This window comes from Streptomyces sp. LaPpAH-108 (genome assembly GCF_000373625.1).
Taxonomy (GTDB): domain Bacteria; phylum Actinomycetota; class Actinomycetes; order Streptomycetales; family Streptomycetaceae; genus Streptomyces.
On the sequence record NZ_KB892000.1, the window covers coordinates 47102 to 65500 of the forward strand.

Annotated in this window: 15 protein-coding genes; 5 read left to right on the forward strand and 10 right to left on the reverse strand. The window is 70.7% G+C overall.

Features of this window, described 5'->3' with window-relative positions:
- Window positions 1-19: 19 nt before the first annotated feature.
- Window positions 20-1645, reverse strand: coding sequence for a HEPN domain-containing protein (locus B079_RS35395; RefSeq protein ID WP_158685074.1), 1626 nt, complete (start codon window positions 1643-1645; stop codon window positions 20-22).
- A gap of 479 nt (window positions 1646-2124) precedes the next feature.
- Between B079_RS35395 and B079_RS0130675 the strand changes: the two genes are divergently transcribed.
- The 4 genes from B079_RS0130675 to B079_RS35400 all read left to right on the forward strand — a co-directional run bounded on the left by B079_RS0130675 (window position 2125) and on the right by B079_RS35400 (window position 3978).
- Window positions 2125-2367, forward strand: a complete 243-nt coding sequence (locus tag B079_RS0130675; protein ID WP_018549688.1) for a hypothetical protein — start codon at window positions 2125-2127, stop codon at window positions 2365-2367.
- On the forward strand, window positions 2339-2863 hold the full coding sequence (locus tag B079_RS0130680; protein ID WP_018549689.1) for a DUF6879 family protein: 525 nt from the start codon (window positions 2339-2341) through the stop codon (window positions 2861-2863). The genes B079_RS0130675 and B079_RS0130680 overlap by 29 nt, the downstream gene beginning before the upstream one ends.
- A gap of 15 nt (window positions 2864-2878) precedes the next feature.
- Window positions 2879-3727 carry a helix-turn-helix domain-containing protein gene (locus B079_RS0130685; protein ID WP_026249238.1) on the forward strand — a complete coding sequence of 283 codons (849 nt, stop codon included), beginning with the start codon at window positions 2879-2881 and terminating at the stop codon, window positions 3725-3727.
- A gap of 110 nt (window positions 3728-3837) precedes the next feature.
- Window positions 3838-3978 carry a hypothetical protein gene (locus tag B079_RS35400; protein ID WP_018549691.1) on the forward strand — a complete coding sequence of 47 codons (141 nt, stop codon included), beginning with the start codon at window positions 3838-3840 and terminating at the stop codon, window positions 3976-3978.
- 144 nt (window positions 3979-4122) lie between these two features.
- Here the strand turns inward: B079_RS35400 and B079_RS0130695 are convergent, their stop codons facing one another.
- The 7 genes from B079_RS0130695 to B079_RS0130730 all read right to left on the reverse strand — a co-directional run bounded on the left by B079_RS0130695 (window position 4123) and on the right by B079_RS0130730 (window position 13771).
- Window positions 4123-5301 (reverse strand): SUKH-4 family immunity protein, encoded by a 1179-nt coding sequence (locus B079_RS0130695; protein ID WP_026249239.1) that lies wholly within the window; start codon window positions 5299-5301, stop codon window positions 4123-4125.
- Window positions 5302-5655: 354 nt separating this feature from the next.
- On the reverse strand, window positions 5656-7965 hold the full coding sequence (locus tag B079_RS0130705) for a xanthine dehydrogenase family protein molybdopterin-binding subunit (protein WP_018549693.1): 2310 nt from the start codon (window positions 7963-7965) through the stop codon (window positions 5656-5658).
- Window positions 7962-9716 carry a 2Fe-2S iron-sulfur cluster-binding protein gene (locus tag B079_RS0130710; RefSeq protein ID WP_018549694.1) on the reverse strand — a complete coding sequence of 585 codons (1755 nt, stop codon included), beginning with the start codon at window positions 9714-9716 and terminating at the stop codon, window positions 7962-7964. Before B079_RS0130710 ends, B079_RS0130705 begins: the two co-directional genes overlap by 4 nt.
- Window positions 9713-10606, reverse strand: a complete 894-nt coding sequence (locus tag B079_RS0130715; protein WP_018549695.1) for an FAD binding domain-containing protein — start codon at window positions 10604-10606, stop codon at window positions 9713-9715. Before B079_RS0130715 ends, B079_RS0130710 begins: the two co-directional genes overlap by 4 nt.
- A gap of 224 nt (window positions 10607-10830) precedes the next feature.
- On the reverse strand, window positions 10831-12531 hold the full coding sequence (locus tag B079_RS0130720; RefSeq protein ID WP_018549696.1) for a beta-N-acetylhexosaminidase: 1701 nt from the start codon (window positions 12529-12531) through the stop codon (window positions 10831-10833).
- 356 nt (window positions 12532-12887) lie between these two features.
- Window positions 12888-13169 carry a DUF3039 domain-containing protein gene (locus B079_RS0130725; RefSeq protein WP_018549697.1) on the reverse strand — a complete coding sequence of 94 codons (282 nt, stop codon included), beginning with the start codon at window positions 13167-13169 and terminating at the stop codon, window positions 12888-12890.
- Window positions 13170-13198: 29 nt separating this feature from the next.
- Window positions 13199-13771, reverse strand: a complete 573-nt coding sequence (locus B079_RS0130730; protein ID WP_018549698.1) for a YqgE/AlgH family protein — start codon at window positions 13769-13771, stop codon at window positions 13199-13201.
- 1119 nt (window positions 13772-14890) lie between these two features.
- Here B079_RS0130730 and murA point away from each other — a divergent pair.
- Window positions 14891-16231 (forward strand): UDP-N-acetylglucosamine 1-carboxyvinyltransferase, encoded by a 1341-nt coding sequence (murA, locus tag B079_RS0130735; RefSeq protein WP_018549699.1) that lies wholly within the window; start codon window positions 14891-14893, stop codon window positions 16229-16231.
- Between the two features lie 198 nt (window positions 16232-16429).
- Here the strand turns inward: murA and B079_RS0130740 are convergent, their stop codons facing one another.
- Window positions 16430-16711, reverse strand: coding sequence for an HU family DNA-binding protein (locus tag B079_RS0130740; RefSeq protein WP_018549700.1), 282 nt, complete (start codon window positions 16709-16711; stop codon window positions 16430-16432).
- A gap of 251 nt (window positions 16712-16962) precedes the next feature.
- Window positions 16963-18393 carry an NAD-dependent malic enzyme gene (locus B079_RS0130745; protein WP_018549701.1) on the reverse strand — a complete coding sequence of 477 codons (1431 nt, stop codon included), beginning with the start codon at window positions 18391-18393 and terminating at the stop codon, window positions 16963-16965.
- Window positions 18394-18399 lie beyond the last annotated feature (6 nt).

Genomic DNA, 18399 nt, shown 5'->3' on the forward strand with positions numbered 1-18399 from the left:
GGTCTAGCCCTTTACCTACTTACGCCGGACCAACAATCAGATGAAGGCTTCGCTCTGTACCAGTGCGCTGAGCGAGGACATCCTTGCGATCACGCAGCAGGACCCTAAGGGCCTCGATCGCAATATTCAGCGCTTCATAACAGGCGGCAAATTGCGCCTGCTCCTTTAGGGCAGACGTGCCGTGCACGACATCACTCCGCAGTGCATAAATCTTTCCAAGCTTGGTTCGAAGCTTGCGTCTCGCTGACGGATTCCCCTCAAGCAGCAAAGCGAGTGACGCAGTAACCCGTAGCGTCGGTTCACCATCTTTACTACCGAACAAATTCTCCCAGGCGATCACGGAATCGATCAGAACATCAGAGGGCTCACGACGCTCTGATACTGCGCGTATCACGCGAGACAGAGCCAGCTCAATATGCTCCGCATGAGGATTACCGAGCAGTTCGAACCATTCCTGCCACGCTTCGACCTCAGGCTTGGTCAATTGAGTAGGCATCAAACCCACCGCCTGCGTGGAGTCATTCCAGCTCAGGCAGTAACCGCTATCAAAGGGGTCTTCATAGAATTGCCAAGAAGGTACCAGTTGAACTCTTTGATCGCGCTGGACGGCAATTAGAAGACTCAAGCGCAAACGGTTTGTTATGCGACTGATGAGACTCGAGGAGAGGTCATCAAAATCTGGGCTCGCATCCTCGATTGGCTCCGAAGCAACCTTGACTCTATAAGGATATTTACACTCAACCACAACATCGCCATCATAGTTGATGACGGTGGTCTCACCCGCCGAGTCTGTATGAGCGAGCTGGCGCTTGAGCGACTCGGGCGCTCGCTCGCGATCCCTCTCGGTCACCTCGCGCACCACGATACCTTCGCCCGCATTCCAGACCAATCCGGAAGGTAGGCGAACCCCGGCGAAGGCTTGGTATGCCTTTACGGTTACCGACTCACCAGCCAACGCAGAACGCATGAAATGAAGCTGCTGTTGAGCACGATCACAGAACTCTTCTACCGACGAGGGGTGCCCCAGATCCCCTTTCCATGCATTCCCAAGAATAATACCCGCCAGCATAGATAGCTGGACGGTACCACCCCGCAACGTACTCCGATATAGAGTCACATGCCGACCAACGTGTTGATTATCTTCACCGAAGACCGCACTGAAGTGCGGATCGGAAATAATAGCGTCTTGAAAAGCCTTGTTTCCGGGGTGGCGGAAAATCGAGCCCGCCACATGGGGGCTCTCCCGAGGCCCCAAGAACCCGATGGACTCATCTGGCGGAAGTAGAAACACAGGAAATGTATCACGCGCAAGGTCCCGGATTAGCTGATCCGGCGAGCCGTCACCGCTTGAATTAGGAAAAGTTCCACCAAATTCTAGGCGCATCTTGTTGGCTAGTGGCTGCCCAAGCTTACTCGTGTCAGTCAGAGAAAATCTGAGCATTTCGTGCAGTTGTACCTGCTCATACTGCTCGGCAGCCGGACCAGTGAGTACACCATCCAGCTCCCGGATGAACTCCGACTGACCGTCCGAAAAGTCACCGGCGACTGCGGAGTCGAGGATCACATTTAGCGTGTATCCCAACAACGCCTGACCAATGGCTGTCGCGATTCGTTCCAGCGCCTCACTACCGGGGGTTTGCGTCATGCTGCGAATTATGCGATCACTTGCAGGACGAAGCAAGCCCTACTCAGAATGTTACCCACGCGGTTCACCTCTGATTTCCGTGCTGGCCGTTGTGCTTCCTGACAGCCGACTCGCTGTCCCCCTGGAAGGGCGTGAGGCGCGACTCATTTGTGCGCGTCACGACGAGCTCGTAGCCCACCAAACCTGGGACAGGGCGAGTAGACGATGGCGCGGCTCCCAGAGATCCGTGCACCGGCATGCCATCGCCAAACTCTCGACTCAGAAGGGCAACCAGCATTGGTTGGACGAGATGGCGAGTATTCGCTCCTCGGAGTGCTCGACTCTTAGGCTCCTGTTCTGATGTGGGTTCCGGGAGGCATCACCAAGCGTTGCCAGCCCAAGCATCATTGGCCTGAAATGCCCCCTTGCCCCGGTCCCACAAGCCCCAGGATGGTTCACACATAGAAGTATGTGCAACCCACATAGCCCAGGAGGCCCCTGTGTCGCTACGGTTCATCGCCAAGGACCCGAACACGGACGGGGCCAACTGCCCCACCGTGTGGATCGACGAGGAGAAGCAGGAGATCGTGCTGCAAGGGTGGGTGGCGGACGAGGCGACGCGGGCCGAGTGCCTGAAGGCCGGTCCCATTCCTGGCAGCGAGACCGTCGTCCGGCTGCCTGCGCGCATGGTCGCCGCCATCAGGGAGGCTTGTGATGCCGCAGACGGCTCCGCCGTTCAGTGAGCTGCTGGCGAACTGCCGCCGGTCCGCCGTGCATCTCGAGATGCGCGACTCGTACGACGACCCCGACGAAGCCCCGCGTGTGGCCGCCTGGAAGGCCGGGCACCGGCCCGACCCGGGTGACCGGCCATCATGGTGGCGTCCTTGGCTCGACATGGTGTCGGAGGCGGTCGCACGTGGCGTCGTCATCCGCAGGGCCCGCATCGTCTCCGAACCGGTGAGCGAGTACACCCGGTACCTCTACGACGGCACCTTCACCAATGTCGCCGCAGGTGAGCAGATCCGTTGGCTTCCCCGCCGGAACGCCTCCGACTTGGCGCTCCCCGGAAACGACTTCTGGTGCTTCGACGACCGCCTGGTGAGGTTCGGTCACTTCTCCGGTGAGGGCGCCTACCTGGGCGACGAGGTGGACGACCGTCCCGAGGTGGTCGAGCTCTGCGCCACGGCCTTCGAAGCCGTCTGGGACCGAGCCGTTCCCCACGACCAGTACAGGATCTGAGAACTTACAGCGCGCATGCCCCATTCCCCCTCGTCCAGCGTCCAGGCAGCACGTGAAGCGATAGCCGCGCGCCTTCGCGACATCCGTCTGAACGCCGGCCTGAAAGCACGCGAAGTGGCCGTGGCGGCCGGTTGGCACCCGTCGAAGGCGAGCCGACTGGAGAACGCCGTCACGCCGCCGTCGGACGCGGACATCCGTGACTGGTGCCGCATCTGCGGCGCCGACGACCAGGCCCCCGATCTGATCGCAGCATCCCGCTCCGCTGAGTCGATGTACGTCGAATGGCGACGGCTCCAGCGGACCGGATTGCGGCGGCTGCAGGAGTCGTACACACCGCTCTTCGAGCGCACCCGCAGCTTCCGGATCTACTGCTCCAACGTGGTGCCCGGTCTCCTCCAGACCCCCGCGTACGCGTCCGCGCTGCTCACCGAGATCACCGACTTCCGGCAGACACCCAACGATGTCGCGGAGGCTGTGACCGCCCGGATGGACCGGGCGCGCATCCTGCGCGAGGGCGATCACCGATTCGCCATACTCGTCGAAGAGGCCGTCCTGCGGTACCGCATGGGTGACGCCGACGTCATGGCCGGACAACTGGGGCACCTGCTGTCCATCATGTCCTTGCCTGCGGTCTCCCTCGGGGTGGTGCCGTTCACCGCCACGCGGCGCATGTGGCCCCTGGAGACCTTCTCCGTCTACGACAACACCCAGGCTCAGGTGGAACTCCTCACTGCGGCCGTGAATGTCACAGCGCCTTCGGAGATCGAGCAGTACGCACGGGCCTTCGAACGGTTGGCTGAAGTATCCGTGTACGGAGGTTCGGCACGAACTCTGATCACCCAGGCGATCGAGGCGCTGCACTGATCCGCGTGCAATTCCATAGAACTTCATAGAGCCCCGAACTGGCCCGTTTCTAACGTGGTCACGTGACCGAAGAAGGCGTGGTCACGTGACCGAGGAAGGGGCGAGCATCCATGGCAAGCGAGGCACGGGCACGGCTGTCCGAAGCGTTCGAACTGTTCGGCATCGACGGCGTGTTGGTGGTCTTCCACGACCCCAACGATCCATTGGGGGTGACAGCCGAGGGGCGGACGCCCCACCTCATTCGGGTGTGACCCACTCACAATTGCGCGATCGAGTCGCAGAAGCGAATGCCCGGAGCCGCGGCGAGCGCCTCTGACGCCGCCCTACCGGCACCTGGAGCCGCAACACCCGTGCAGGTAAGCAAGGTTGAGAAGCTTGCACAGCGCCGAACGGCGTCAGAGCGCTCCGCCCGCCTCGTCCTGGAACAGTTCCGTCCAGTAGTGCCACTCCGTCGACGGGTCGGTGCCGGTGGGGTCGAGGGAGGCCAGGGTGGCGAGCATCGTGGCGGCCAGTTGGTCGTAGGCGGCGGTCGTCAGCTCGTGGGAGAGGTGGTCGTCGATCGTGCGCTCGTGGTGGAGGAGCCAGAGGGTGTAGGCGAGGGTGGAGGTGTCGGTGTTGAGGGGGTGGAGGGTGCCGTCCGGTTCGGCGTAGCTGAGGACTTCGCCGGTGCGGCCGTCGAGCACCAGGCTGGTGTCCTCCACCAGGTGGCCGAGGCGGATCAGATGGTCGGCGTGGGCGGGGAGGAGGTCGAGGGGGTAGTCCTCGGCGGCCTCCTCCGTGAAGTACTCGGTGAGCGTGCGCAGCGGGCCGTCCGCGTCCGCGTGGAACAGCACCGCCTCCTCCGGCAGCCCCGTCTCCCGCAGGAAGCGGCGCGTCGGCTCGTGGGTGAGCGTGCGCGGGAAGTCCACCTCCTCGAAGCGGACCACCCGGCCCGAGCCGAACTCCTCCTCCAGGAGCCGCCCGGGCAGGTCGAGAGTCAGTCCGCCGGAGCGGCCCGGCGCGGCCACCAGGGACAGCGGGCGGATCAGGGCCGCGACCTTCCAGTAGGCCGGGACGGCGCCGTCCGTGCCCTCCTCGAAGAGCGCGAGGAGTCTGCGGGACGCCTCGGCCGCCGTCTCCGTGCCGTACCGCCCGCGCAGCCCCGCGAACCGGCCGCGCAGGCCCGCCAGTTCCTCGGTGACCGCCGCGAACCGCAGCAGGGTGGCGAGGGAGGGGGCGAAGGGGTGCGCGGCGGCCGGGTCGTACAGATACGCCGTCGTCAGCTCGCCCGTCACCCCGTCGAGCAGGATCGACCGCTGCTCGAGCCCGGCCGGGCCCAGCAGTTCGCCTATCACCAGCCGGTCCCGCAGCTCCTCCGCGAGCCGGAGCGGACCGTCGGCGGTGCCGGGGACGTCCGCCGCGTCGGCCAGGCGGCGCAGTCCGTGCGTGCGCAGGGGCGCGAAGGTCAGCAGGCCGGTGTCCTCGGGCAGTCCGGGGTCGGTGAGCAGGCCGCGCGTGGGTGCGTGGGTGACGTAGCGGTCCAGCTCGGCCTCGGTCAGTGTGATCGCCGTGACCTCGGTCTCGGTCGTGCTCATCGCTTCCCCCGCGATCTTCATCGGTACGTCGGTACGTCGTCGTACGGCTTCCCTGGAGACGGGACGCGTCCGGGCTCACCCGCAGCACGCGGCCGGGACACCCACCGCCCGGAACATTACGCCGCGCCACTGACAACGGCCCGTCAGTAAAGACGCCCCGCCACCGCCGCACGTTGCGTCACGGCGTGAGAAAAGGACGTGACGTACGAGACACCCCGCGCACCGGGCGCCGTCCCCCGCCTCAGGTGAAGTAGATCCCGCCGAGGACCACGACGATCGCCGCCACGATGAACAACAGCACCCACAGGAACAACTTGCCCACGCTCGGGGCGGGTTCGTAACGAGGTTCGTCTGTCACTGCGAGGTCACCACTGCTGCTTGAGGCCGGATCGGAAGGCGGTTGACCGGGCGGCCGGTGGCCGCGCGGACGGCGGAGGCGACGGCGGCCGGGGCCGTGACCACCGGCACCGCCGAGACCGACTTGGCGCCGAAGGGCGCGACCACGTCCCGCTCCTCGACGAGCTTCACGATACGGATGTCCGGCGCGTCCAGCGACGTCGGCAGGGCGTACCCGGTCAGGTCGGGGTGGCGCACCAGTCCGCGCGCGGTGCGCAGGTTCTCGGTGAGCGCGATGCCCACGCCCTGCGTGACCCCGCCCTCGATACGGGCGCGCAGCTGGGCCGGGTTGAGCACCCGGCCCACGTCCTGGGCGACGGCCAGCTCGACCACCCGGACCGCGCCCAGCTCCACGTCCACGTCCACCACCGCGCGGATCGCGCAGAAGGCGAGGCCGACGAACGCGTCGCCCTGTCCCGCGCCGTCCAGCGGCTCGGTCGGATGCGGGCGGCACTGCGCCGTGGCCCACAGCTCCTTGCCCTCAAGGGCCTCCGCGACGGTGGTCGAGAGCACCCCGTCGTACGAGGTGATCTTGCCGTCGGTGATCTGAAGCAGCTCGGTGGACATGCCGAACTTGTGCGCCAGCGGCTGAAGCAGCTGGGTGCGGACCATCTTGGCCGCGCGCTCCACCGCGCCACCGGAGACCCAGGTGTGCCGTCCCCGGCAGCCGGGGCCCGCCGAGGGCTGGTCGGTGTCGACGGGCGCCACGTGCACCTCGTCCACGCCCAGGGTGTCCTGGACGATCTGCCGGGCCAGCGTGGTGAAGCCCTGCCCGGACTCCACCGCCGCGCACAGCACGGTCGCGACGCCGTCGTGGACCTTGACGGTGGCCGTGGACACCTCGTCCGCGCCCTCGGCGCCGAGCATGTGGACCATGCCGAGGCCGTAGCCGACGCCCCGGCGCACCGCGCCCGGCTCGCCCGCGCCCTCGGGGCCGCCGGGCAGCAGCCAGTCCTCCTCGGGGGTGTCCTTGGGCAGCGTCGGCAGCGGGAAGTCCCGTACGGCTTGCAGGAGTTCGGCCACCGGCGCCGGGCAGGTCACGGTCTGCCCGATGGGCAGCACATCCCCGGTCGCGAGCGCGTTGCGCAGCCTCAACTCGGCCGGGTCCAGGTCGAGTTTCCTGGCCAGCTTGTCCATCTGCGCCTCGTAGGCGGCACACACCTGCATCGCGCCCTCGCCGCGCACATGGCCGGAGGGCGGGTTGTTGGTGCGCACGGCCCAGCCCTCGATGAAGGCGTTCGGGACGACGTACGGTCCGCAGGCGAAGGAGACGGCGGCGGCGAGCGCGTCGGCCGAAGTGTCCGCGTAGGGGCCGGAGTCGAGCAGGATCTGCGCCTCGACCTTCACCAGCTTGCCCTCGGCGTCCGCGTGGTGGCGGTAGCGCAGCAGGGTGGGGTGGCGGTGGGTGTGCCCGAGGAAGGACTCCTCGCGGTTCGCGGCGAGCTTCACCGGGCAGCCGGTCTTCAACGCCAGCAGGCCGAGCGGGAGTTGGAAGCCCTGGTCCTCGCGGTCGGCGGTGGCGCCCGGCACCCCGGTGACGACGATCTTCACGCGGTCCGCGGGCAGGCCGTAGCAGGCGGCGGCGGTGTTGCGGTCGGTGTGCGGGTCGGTGGAGGCCAGATACAGCTCCACCCCGCCGTCGGGACGCGGCACGGCGAGCCCGGCCTCGGCGCCGATGGGCGCGGGGTCCTGGCGGCCGATGCGGTACAGCCCCTCGACCACGATCTCGCCCGCCGCCTCCGGGTCGCCGTGGCGCAGCGGGATGTGCCGGATCAAGTTGCCGTCGGGGTGCAGGGGTTCGGCCTCGAACGCCTGCTCGGGGTCGGTGACCGGGTCGAGGAGTTCGTACTCGACGATCACGGCCGCGGCGGCCATCCGCGCGGTGTCGGGGTGGTCGGCGGCGACGGCGGCAATGGGCTCGCCGTGGTGGCGTACGACCTCGGAGGCGAACACCGGACGGTCGGGGGTGCCCCGGCCGTGCCGGGGGGTGCCGGGCACGTCCTCGTGGGTGATGACGGCGCGGACGCCGGGCATCTCGCGCGCGTGGGTGGTGTCGATGGACACGATGCGCGCGTGCGCGTGCGGGGAGCGCAGCACGGCCGCCCACAGCAGGCCCTCGGCCCACAGGTCGGCGGCGTAGGGGAAGGTGCCCTCGGTCTTGGCGCGGGCGTCGGCGTGCGGCAGGGAGGCGCCGAGGCCGTGCGGCAGCGGCTCGGGAGCGGGGGCCGCTTCCGCCGCCGGGGTCGCGGTGGCGGCTTCGTTGCTCACGCCTGGCCTCCGTCCTGGCCGTAGTGCGGGTCGTGCGGTGCGTACGGGTCCTGCGGGGCGTACGGATCCTGCTCGTGCGGGGCGTACGGGCCCTGCGGGTACTGCCGGTGCTGGTCCCCGGGCGTGTCGAAGGCGCCGGGCGCCTCGAAGGCCGAGGGGTTGACGCCTCCGGCGCCGGGGGGCGCCTGGTGCGGGATGCGGGCGGTGTCGCCGTCCGCCCCGGCCTCGGCCTCGGCGGCGGCGTGCGCCTCGCGCTCCGCGACGACCTCCTGCACGGCGTCCAGGACACCCCGGTAGCCCGAGCAGCGGCACAGGTTGCCGCACAGGGCCTGCCGGGTCTCCAGGTCGGTGGGGGCCGGGTTGCCCTCGAGGAGGTCGTGCAGGGTCATCGCGATGCCGGGCACGCAGAAGCCGCACTGCACGGCGCCGCACCGGGCGAGCGCGCGCTGCACGTCGGAGGGGTGTCCGTCGGCGGCCAGGCCCTCGACGGTACGGACCTCGCTGCCGGCCGTGGTGACCGCCGGGACCAGGCAGGAGGCGACCAGGCGGCCGTCCACCTGGACGTTGCACGCCCCGCACTCGCCCTGCGAGCAGCCGTCCTTGGCGCCCGCGAGGCCCAGCCGCTCGCGCAGCACGTACAGCAGGGACTCGCCGATCCAGGCGTCGGTCACGGGGCGGTCGGCGCCGTTGACCCGCAGGACGTAGGAGGCGAGGGGGTGGTCGTCGTGGGGCGGCCGGGGCTCGGCGCCCTGGTCCTCGCCCGCGTCCGGGTCGTCGGCCGCGTCCGGGCCGTCGGCCCCGGGTTCACGGTGTGCCTCCGGCTCGGCCCCGTCGGCGTTCTCCGCCTCCTCGGAAGGCGGGGCGGTTCCGGTGGCCGCGCCGGGCGCTGCCGGACCGTCGGCGGGGCCCTCAGGGGCTTCCTCGGGGGCGTCGGCGGTGTCGGTGACCTCGGGGCCGTAGGCGTCCTCGCCGTCGCCGCCCGCGTACGTCTCCTCCGGCAGGGGCGTGCCCTGCGCCGGGGTGTGTCCCTCGGGCTCCTGCGGACGGCCCCAGGGGTCGCCCGCGGGCTCGGTCGCCCAGGGCGCCGCCGCGCCGCCGGGCAGGGTCGCGGGCACGCCGGTCCCCCACTGCTCCGCGAGCGCGGACGTGGTGAACTCGCCCGACTCGTCCGGCAGATCACCGCCCGCGACAGGTACGGACCAGTGCCCGGTGACGTCGTGCCCGGGCGCGGGCGGCTCCTCGACGGTCCAGTGCTGGTCGGCGGCGGGCTGGTGGGGAGCGGTGTGCGGGGCGGCGTGCTGCTCGGGCCCCTGGTGCTGGGCCATGCCGTGCTGGTCGGCGCCCGGGTACTGGCCGGTGCCGGAGTAGTCGGCACCGGGGTGCTGACCCGTGTCGTGCTGCCCGGGGTGCGCGTCCTGCGGGTACGGCGTCAGCTGCGGGTCGTACGTGAAGCGGTCGCCGCCACCCTGCTCGCCCGGTACGGGCCACTGGTGGGCGTCGGCGGACGCGCCCCAGGCGCCCGGCGCGGCGGGCGGCGCCTGTCCCTCGGCCTGCGGGGCGGGGTCGATCCGGGGCGGCACATAGCCGTGGCCCGGTGCGGCCAGCGGGCTGTCACCGGACAGCAGGGCGTCGATGCCGCCCTCGGGGAGCTGGACGAAGGCGGTGGCGCCGTCGTCGTACTCGCCCTGGGGCAGCGGGTTCCACCGGCCGCCGCCCTGGGGCGTGCCCTCTCCGTGCTGGTCGTCGGTCACGACAGCGCCCTCCCCAGTGCTCGTCGGGCCAGCGCGGCGACGGTGCGCCGCAGGTGCAGTACGGCGGGTGGCAGCGCTGCCACCGTGCCGTCCGGCCCGGGGGCCGGGTCGGGGATGCAGGCCGCGGCGACGTACTCCCCGAAGGCGTGCAGCGCCTCGGGGACCAGCGCGCGGTCGTTGTCCCAGTCGATGAGCTGCGCGACCCACTGCTCCGCCTCCAGCGGGCGCAGCGGCATCGGCGCGATGGCGCCGACGGCGCACCGCACCCCGCGCCGGGCGGGGTCGAGCACGAGCGCCACGGAGGCGACGGCGCGGCCGGGCCCGGTACGGCCCGTGGCCTTGAGGAAGACCTGGGGAGCGTGCAGCAGCGGTACGCGGACGTAGCCGATGAGTTCGCCGCCGTTCAGCATCTCGACCCCGGCCAGCAGATGGGAGACCGGGATCTCGCGGCGGGCGCCGTTCAGCCCCGCGATGATCAGCGTGGCCTCCAGGGCGGCGAGCACCGGCAGCGCGTCGCCGGTCGGCGCGGCCGAGGCGATGTTGCCGCCGAGGGTGCCCGCGTTGCGGATGTGCGGCGGGCCCGCGGCGCGCGCGGCGGCGGCGAGCGCCGGGATGAGGGCGGCGAAGTCGGGGCGGCCCATGCGGGCGTGGGTGAGTCCGGCGCCGAGCAGGGCGTGGCCGTCCTGGTACTGCCAGCCGCGGATCTCGCTGATCCGGCCGAGGCCGACGAGCGCGGCGGGCCTGAGCCGCCCGGAGTTGACCGCGTGCATCAGATCGGTGCCGCCCGCGACGGGGACGGCGGTCGGGTGGGCGGTCAGGGCCGCCACCGCCTCGTCCAGTGTCGTGGGCAGCGTGACGGTCTGCGCCGCCTGCGGTGCGTGCGTGGTCAAACCGGCTGCCCCTTCCCGCTGCCCCACCTGGTCCCCGCCTGTGCTGCCGTACGGTACGGCCTGACAGGGCGGACGTGGCAACTCTGGCACATCTTCGCAAGCCCCGGACGCCGGGGTCCGCCAGGGGTGTTGAGCCGCGCCCCCGGCCGTACGACCCGGTTTCCACCGCCATCGGACACCTGGTCCGATTGACCCGCTTCGATGCCCCTCGGGGTCTTTTTCCATTACGTGTTCGTCGGCAGGTCGTTCGAGACGGCGGGGGCCGGGACCGCCGGGGCGACCGGGGCCGTCGGGGACGGCGCCGTCGGCGGTGGGCCCGGGAACGGCTTGCCCGGTACGCCCGGGCGGCGCTGCCAGGGGTGAGGGCCGGTGGGCGGCCGGTAGGCGACGCCGAGGGCGTCCAGGCGGGGGTAATGGGCGCTCATGCGGCGCTCGAAGCCCGCGAAGTCCCGCTCGGCGGGCGCGGGCAGCGGGCTCCAGGCGACCTCGGCGAAGGCAGCGAGCCGGGGGAAGACCTGGTAGTCCACGCGTCCGGCGTCCTCCATCGCCTCGGTCCACACGTTGGCCTGGGTGCCGAGGACGCGGCGAGTCTCGGCGGGGGTGAGGCCGGGCGGCACGGGCTCGAAGCGGTAGACGTCCTCCAGGGTGCGCACGTAGCCGATCGGGACCGGTTCGTCGGCGCCGGGCGCCTGGCGGTGGTCCAGGTAGACGTGCTGCTCGGGGCACATCACCACGTCGTGCCCGGCCCGTACGGCGTCCGCCCCGGCCGCGTGGCCGCGCCAGCAGGAGACGACCGCGCCGTCCGGTACGGGGCCGTCCAGGATCTCGTCCCACCCGGCGAGCACCCGCCCGCGCGCGGCGAGCCACGCCCCGAAGTGGCCGGTGAACCACGAGCGCAGCGCCTCCGCGTCGGCGAGCCCGAGTTCCCGGACCCGGGCCCGCGCGACGGCGGAGGCCCGCCACTCGTCCACCGGGCACTCGTCGCCCCCGAGGTGCACGATCCGCGCGGGGAACAGTTCCAGCACCTCTTCCAGCACGCCCTCGTAGAAACGCAGTACGGCTTCGGTGGGCGCGAGGACGTGCGGCGAGATCCCCCAGTCGTCCCGGACGGTGAGCGCGGCGGTGTCGACGGCGTCGGTGTTGCCGAGTTCCGGATACGCGGCGATCGCGGCCTGGGAGTGGCCGGGAAGATCGATTTCGGGGACGACGGTGATATGCCGTTCGGCGGCGTAGGAGACGATCTCCCGGATGTCGTCCTGGGTGTAGTGGCCGCCGTGCGGTTTGTGTTCCCACAGGGGCGAGGCGCGGTGGCCGAATTTGGTGCGGGCCCGCCAGGAGCCGGTCGCGGTGAGTCCCGGATGACGGCGGATCTCGATACGCCAGCCCTGATCATCCGTCAGATGCAGGTGCAGCACGTTGAGTTTGTGCGCGGCGAGCAGATCGAGCAGCCGCAGTACGCCTTCCTTGGGCATGAAGTGCCGGGCCACATCGAGGAGCAGTCCGCGCCAGGGGAAGCGGGGGGCGTCCTCGACACGGACCGGCGGGAGCAGCCAGGTGCGGCCGGGCAGCGGGGCGCGGCGGAAGGCGTCGGGGCCGAGCAGCTGCCGCAGGGTCTGGGCGCCCCAGAACAGCCCGGCGGGACCGCCGCCGCGCAGGTCGGCGCTGGTGGGGGTGACGGTGAGCCGGTAGCCCTCGGGACCGAGGCGGGCGGTGACGGCGGGGTCGACGGTGAGCCGTACGGTGTCGGGCCGGTCCGCGGCGGCCGGGGGCAGCGGGAGTCCGGTGGCGGCGCCGAGGGTGGTCCTCAGCCAGCGTGCGGTGCCGTGCGCGCCGTCTCCGGCCGCGATGGCGGTGCCTTCTCCGAGGGGGAATCCCCGGGTGCCGTTCTCCGCCGTGGCGACGGGCGCGGGAATCACATCCGTCACTTCTGTCCACCCCTTGTCTCTCGTCACAGGGGGGACGGTGCCCAGGGGCGGGGCGAAAAACTCGGGGAGCCGGGGAACGGCTCGGCGGGAAAGCGCGGAAACACGCGGTCCGACGATCTTGCGAACGTGCGCGCGAAACCGGTGGGGCGGGGGCGAATGGTGTTCACACGGGGCTCGCGTGAAACGTCGGGGTGCGGGGGCTCGGGTGTGAACCGGGTCAACACGTAATACGTGCGAAACATGCGGGGACGGGGGTGCGCGGGTGTTCCGGGGAAACACGAAGGCTCCCGGGGAAACGCGTTCACACGCGCGCCGGGAGCCTTCGTGAAGTCAGGTGGGAGGGAACCCCTGCTTCTTTACTTCTTGTCGCCGCCCTTGTCGTCGCCGCCGCTGCTCATGGATTCGTAGATCTCCTTGCACATGGGGCAGACGGGGTACTTCTTGGGGTCGCGGCCGGGCACCCAGACCTTGCCGCACAGCGCCACGACGGGCGTGCCGTCGAGGGCGCTCGCCATGATCTTGTCCTTCTGGACGTAGTGGGCGAAGCGCTCATGGTCGCCGTCGCCGTGGGAGACCTGCGGCGTCGGCTCGACGAGGGTTCCCGTACCAGTCCCGCGCTCGGGCTCGAGAGTGCTCATACCGCCAAGGGTACTGAAGCCGGACCGCTTCAGTTGAGCGACGGGTCGTCCGGATAGGTGGCCACCATCGCGAGTTCGTTGCGCTGCCGGCGCAGCACGTCCCGCCACAGCTTCTCGGGGGCCGGGGCGGAGATGTCCCCCGGCTCGGACTCCACCACGTACCAGGCGCCCTGGTCCACTTCGTCCTCCAGCTGGCCCGGGCCCCATCCGGCGTACCCGGCGAAGATCCGCAGCGAGCCGAGCGCGGCGGCGAGCAGTTCCGGCGGCGTCTCCAGATCCACCAGGCCGATCGCCCCGTGCACCCGCCGCCACCCCAGCGGCGCGCTCTCCCCGCTCGCCCCGCCCGGGAACACCGCGACCCCGAGCGCGGAGTCCAGCGAGACGGGCCCGCCCTGGAACACCACCCCGGGCTCCCCCGCGAGCGTCTCCCACCCCGCCAGGATGTCCCCCACCCCCACGGGCGTGGGCCGGTTCAGCACAACCCCGAGCGACCCCTCCTCGTCGTGGTCGAGGAGCAGCACCACCGCACGATCGAAATTCGGATCCGCCAGGGCAGGCGTGGCCACGAGCAACCGCCCCGTGAGCGAGGACACCTCGGTCATGCCGCCATGATCCCGCATCTCACCGCGGCATGGGGAGCGTGAGCGGGTGAATCTCCACCCCGAAAGCGGCTACGGGACATGCCCGGACACGGGCACCGCGAGCGGCCACGGGACGGGAACGGACACAGACGGAGCGGAGGTGAAGGGGCGCTGCGGCACGGAACGACCCTACGAAGCGAAGAAGCCACGCCGGACCATCCGGGCCGCACACAACTGCGACGCGCCCCCGGGACCGGGCTGGGACCGGGACCAGGGCTGGGACCGGGGCTGAGGCCGGGGCCGGGGCCGGGAGGCGGCGGCCAGAGACCGGGAGCCGGGACCAAGTGCCGGGGGCCGGGGGAGCGGTGGGCCAGGGCCGGGACCGGGGCCGGGGCCGGGGCCGGGGCCGGGGCCGGGGCCGGGGCCGGGGCCGGGGCCGGGGCCGGGGCCGGGGCCGGGGCCGGGGCNCCGGGGCCGGGGCCGGGGCCGGGGCCGGGGCCGGGGCCGGGGCCGGGGCCGGGGCCGGGGCCGGGGCCGGGGCCGGGGCCGGGGCTGGGGCTGGGACCGGGGCCGGGGCCGGGGCTGGAACCAAGGGCCGGGGCCGGTGGCCGGAGGCCCGGAGGCCCAGGGGGGGCGGAGGCCCGGAGGCCGGAGACCATGCCTCGGATCGGGCTCGATCCCGGTCCCGGTCGCGACGACCCCGTCCCGCCCGGCCGCCAGGCCGAGGCCGACGACGCCCGCGACCCGGCCCCGGCTGCCAGGCCGTCGACGCCCAGACCCCAGCCCAGGCCGCCAGGTCGACGTCCGCACCCCCGCCCGGCCACCAAGCCGACGTCCACACCCCCACCCCGGCCGCCAGGCCGACGGCCCCGCCGCACTCCCCGCCCCCCTGGCCGACCGCCAGGCCGACGACCCTCGCCACCCAGCCGGGCCGCCACGCCAACCCTCCCCGCCCCGCCCCCGGAGGGAACCGCCGTCCAGTAACCCCCCGTACCCACCAGGAAACCGTTCGTGTTGTGACACGGCGGTAGCGGGCTCGGGCTTACGGATGGGGGGTGATCGGCGATTACCCTGTCTCTCCGGCCCCTGCGCAAAGTGATCGGCCGACCCCTGCCCGACACTCATCGGAACGCGAGATACATGACCGTCAACGACGATGTCCTGCTTGTCCATGGCGGAACCCCGCTGGAGGGCGAGATCCGTGTCCGCGGTGCGAAGAACCTCGTGCCGAAGGCCATGGTCGCCGCCCTGCTGGGCAGCGAGCCGAGCCGCCTGCGCAACGTCCCGGACATCCGCGACGTACGGGTCGTCCGCGGCCTGCTCCAGCTGCACGGCGTGACGGTCCGTCCGGGCGACGAGCCCGGCGAACTGGTGCTCGACCCGACCTACGTCGAGAGCGCGAACGTCGCCGACATCGACGCCCACGCCGGTTCCAGCCGCATCCCGATCCTCTTCTGCGGCCCCCTGCTGCACCGCCTGGGCCACGCCTTCATCCCGGGCCTGGGCGGCTGCGACATCGGCGGCCGGCCGATCGACTTCCACTTCGACGTGCTCCGCCAGTTCGGCGCGACCATCGAGAAGCGCGCGGACGGCCAGTATCTGGAGGCCCCGCAGCGCCTGCGCGGTACGAAGATCGACCTGCCGTACCCCTCCGTGGGCGCCACCGAGCAGGTCCTGCTGACGGCCGTGCTGGCCGAGGGCGTCACCGAGCTGTCCAACGCGGCCGTCGAGCCCGAGATCGAGGACCTCATCTGCGTACTGCAGAAGATGGGCGCGATCATCGCGATGGACACCGACCGCACCATCCGCATCACCGGTGTGGACAAGCTCGGCGGCTACACCCACCGCGCGCTCCCGGACCGCCTGGAGGCCGCGTCCTGGGCCTCCGCGGCCCTCGCGACCCACGGCAACATCTACGTGCGCGGCGCCCAGCAGCGCTCGATGATGACGTTCCTGAACACCTACCGCAAGGTCGGCGGCGCGTTCGAGATCGACGACGAGGGCATCCGCTTCTGGCACCCGGGCGGCCAGCTGAAGTCCATCGCGCTGGAGACGGACGTCCACCCCGGCTTCCAGACCGACTGGCAGCAGCCGCTGGTGGTGGCGCTGACCCAGGCCACCGGCCTGTCGATCATCCACGAGACGGTCTACGAGTCCCGCCTCGGCTTCACCTCCGCGCTCAATCAGATGGGCGCGCACATCCAGCTCTACCGCGAGTGCCTGGGCGGCTCGAACTGCCGCTTCGGCGCGCGCAACTTCCTCCACTCGGCGGTCGTCTCCGGCCCCACCAAGCTCCAGGGCGCCGACCTGGTCATCCCCGACCTGCGCGGCGGTTTCTCCTACCTCATCGCGGCCCTGGCCGCCGAGGGCACCTCCCGCGTCCACGGCATCGACCTCATCAACCGAGGCTACGAAAACTTCATGGACAAGCTCGTCGAGCTGGGAGCGAAGGTAGAACTCCCCGGCAAGGCCCTGAGCTGATCCCAGGCCAATGGCCTCAAACGCCGGCCGGCATCTTTCAGCCCGGCCGGCGTTTGAGGCCATTGGTGAGAACAACCACGATGGGGCGGCACCCGAATCAATCCGGGTACCGCCCCATCGGCGCTTTTTACGGCTCTACAGCCAAGACACCCATCTCCACACCCCGTCATCCACGGACCGGAGAGACAGATGGCAAGGTCACTTGCCCTTGGCGGCTTCCTTGAGCTTCGAGCCCGCCGACACCTTCACGCTGAAGCCGGCCGGGATGTTGATGGGCTCACCGGTCTGCGGGTTGCGCGCGGTACGAGCGGCACGGTGGGTGCGCTCGAAGGTCAGGAAGCCGGGGATGGTGACCTTCTCGTCGCCCTTGGAGACGATGTCGCCGACGACCTCGGCGAACGCGGCCAGCACGGCGTCGGCGTCCTTGCGGGTCACCTCGGCGCGGTCGGCCAGCGCGGCCACCAGCTCACTGCGGTTCATGTTGTTACTCCCGTGTTCTTCTTGCCATTGAGGCGTGAGGTGAGATCGATGCCGATGCGCTCGCGCCCAGGGACGCATCCTGCCCCTACCTGCGGCGGGAAAGCCAATCCGGCACCCGCAGGGAGTCAGGAGAGCACCCAGGGGTGTCACGCGGACACGCCTGCCCGGCCGTCACCCTAGAGGGCGCCGGGCAAAGGACTTCCCACGACTCGCCGTGCGAGGGCCGTGTCGATCATCACAGCCCCCGCACCCTACGGTACCTGCGGTGACGCCGACGCCCCGGCGGCCTTGGCCGCCTCGCGCACCGCTCCGGCGACCGCGCCCGCGACCTTGTCGTTGAAGACGCTGGGCACGATGTAGTTGGGGTTCAGCTCGTCCTCGGTGACGACGTTCGCCAGCGCGTGCGCGGCGGCGAGCATCATCTCCGTGTTGACGGTACGGGACTGGGCGTCCAGGAGCCCGCGGAAGACACCCGGAAAGACCAGCACGTTGTTGATCTGGTTCGGGAAGTCCGAGCGGCCCGTGGCCACCACGGCGGCCGTCTGGCGGGCCACCGCCGGGTCCACCTCGGGGTCGGGGTTCGCGAGCGCGAACACGATCGCGCCGTCCGCCATGGCGGCCACGTCGTCGCCGTCCAGGACGTTCGGAGCGGAGACGCCGATGAAGACGTCCGCGCCGCGCACGGCCTCCTTCAGGGTGCCGGTCAGGCCCTCGGGGTTGGTGTTGTCCGCGATCCAGCGCAGCGCGGAACCGGCCGGGGCGTCCACCAGGTCCTCGCGGCCCGCGTGCACGACACCGTTGATGTCGGCGACGACCGCGTTCTTCACCCCGGCGGCGAGCAGCAGCTTGAGAATGGCCGTACCGGCCGCGCCCGCGCCGGACATGACGACCCGGATGCTCTCCATGGAGCGGCCGGTGACGCGCAGCGCGTTGGTGAGCGCGGCGAGCACGACGATCGCGGTGCCGTGCTGGTCGTCGTGGAAGACGGGGATGTCCAGGGCCTCGCGCAGCCGGGCCTCGATCTCGAAGCAGCGGGGCGCCGAGATGTCCTCCAGGTTGATGCCCGCGAAGCCGGGGGCGATGGCCTTGACGATCTCCACGATGGCGTCGCTGTCCTGGGTGTCCAGGCAGATCGGCCAGGCGTCGATGCCCGCGAAGCGCTTGAACAGGGCGGCCTTGCCCTCCATGACGGGCAGCGCGGCCTTGGGGCCGATGTTGCCCAGGCCAAGGACGGCGGAGCCGTCCGTCACGACCGCAACCGAGTTGCGCTTGATGGTGAGGCGGCGGGCGTCCTCGGGGTTCTGCGCGATGGCCATGCAGACGCGCGCCACACCGGGCGTGTAGACCATGGAGAGGTCGTCACGGTTGCGGATGGGGTGCTTGGACTGCATCTCGATCTTGCCGCCGAGGTGCATCAGGAACGTACGGTCCGAGACCTTGCCGAGGGTGACGCCCTCGATGGTGCGCAGCTGCTCGACGATCTGCTCGGCGTGCGCGGTGGAGCTCGCGGCGATGGTGACGTCGATCCGGAGCTTCTCGTGCCCCGAGGCGGTGACGTCGAGGCCGGTGACCGAGCCTCCGGAGGACTCCACGGCGGTGGTGAGCTGCGATACGGCCGTTCCGCTCGCGGGCACCTCCAACCGGATGGTCATCGAGTAGGAGACGCTGGGCGCCGTTGCCATGGCCGA

What these genes read in the sequence shown, in the direction of transcription:
- B079_RS35395 (WP_158685074.1), bottom strand. Translation starts at nt 1,645, where the DNA reads ATGACGCAAACCCCCGGTAGTGAGGCGCTGGAACGAATCGCGACAGCC.
- B079_RS0130680 (WP_018549689.1), top strand. Translation starts at nt 2,339, where the DNA reads ATGCCGCAGACGGCTCCGCCGTTCAGTGAGCTGCTGGCGAACTGCCGC.
- B079_RS0130685 (WP_026249238.1), top strand. Translation starts at nt 2,879, where the DNA reads ATGCCCCATTCCCCCTCGTCCAGCGTCCAGGCAGCACGTGAAGCGATA.
- B079_RS35400 (WP_018549691.1), top strand. Translation starts at nt 3,838, where the DNA reads ATGGCAAGCGAGGCACGGGCACGGCTGTCCGAAGCGTTCGAACTGTTC.
- B079_RS0130695 (WP_026249239.1), bottom strand. Translation starts at nt 5,301, where the DNA reads ATGAGCACGACCGAGACCGAGGTCACGGCGATCACACTGACCGAGGCC.
- B079_RS0130725 (WP_018549697.1), bottom strand. Translation starts at nt 13,169, where the DNA reads ATGAGCACTCTCGAGCCCGAGCGCGGGACTGGTACGGGAACCCTCGTC.
- B079_RS0130730 (WP_018549698.1), bottom strand. Translation starts at nt 13,771, where the DNA reads ATGACCGAGGTGTCCTCGCTCACGGGGCGGTTGCTCGTGGCCACGCCT.
- murA (WP_018549699.1), top strand. Translation starts at nt 14,891, where the DNA reads ATGACCGTCAACGACGATGTCCTGCTTGTCCATGGCGGAACCCCGCTG.
- B079_RS0130740 (WP_018549700.1), bottom strand. Translation starts at nt 16,711, where the DNA reads ATGAACCGCAGTGAGCTGGTGGCCGCGCTGGCCGACCGCGCCGAGGTG.
- B079_RS0130745 (WP_018549701.1), bottom strand. Translation starts at nt 18,393, where the DNA reads ATGGCAACGGCGCCCAGCGTCTCCTACTCGATGACCATCCGGTTGGAG.